1 protein-coding gene is annotated in these 513 nt (G+C 71.0%); it reads right to left on the bottom strand.

Annotated elements, in window-relative coordinates; translation table 11 throughout:
* On the bottom strand, positions 1-401 hold a 401-nt coding region (locus tag IEZ11_RS50500; RefSeq protein ID WP_189269868.1), incomplete at its 3' end, for a hypothetical protein.
* Between the last annotated feature and the right edge of the window lie 112 nt (positions 402-513).

The following is a 513-nucleotide window of genomic DNA, read 5'->3' as shown; positions in this document are numbered from 1 at the left end:
GTGGTCAGTGCCGGCGGGGTGAGGGTGAACAGTCCGGGCTCGGCTTCGGTGAGGATGCCGCGGCTGACCAGGCGTTTCAGCTTGGCGCGCATGCCTTCGCTGTGCCGTGGCTCGGTGCCGGTGCCGAGGGTGCGACAGACCTCCCGGGCGCGCAGCCCGTCTCCGTTCTGCTCGAAGAGGGCCAGGATCTCGTGGTAGCCGGGCGGCAGTGGCTCGGGCGGTGGGGTGCCGTCCTCGGTGGCCAGTTCCAGCACGGTCTCGCGGGTGGTCTCCAGGCGTTCCAAGGTGTGCTCGGCGGCGGCGAGTTGCCCGGTGAGTTCGGCGATCTGCTCGCGCAGACGTTCGGCGGTCTCGCGGACCAGCCGCTGCCGGGCCTCGATCTTGTCCAGGAGCTCTCTCACCGCCCGCTCCCGCTCGCCTGGGATGCATCGCGCCAGGTCGGGGTCGCGGTGCGGGTGAGGCGGCGGAGCATGACGTCGGTCATGGACCAGTGGATCATCGCCACCGAGCTGG

The organism is Streptomyces fuscichromogenes (assembly GCF_014645815.1).
Taxonomy (GTDB): domain Bacteria; phylum Actinomycetota; class Actinomycetes; order Streptomycetales; family Streptomycetaceae; genus Streptomyces; species Streptomyces fuscichromogenes.
This window is presented reverse-complemented; position numbering and strand designations above follow the sequence as displayed.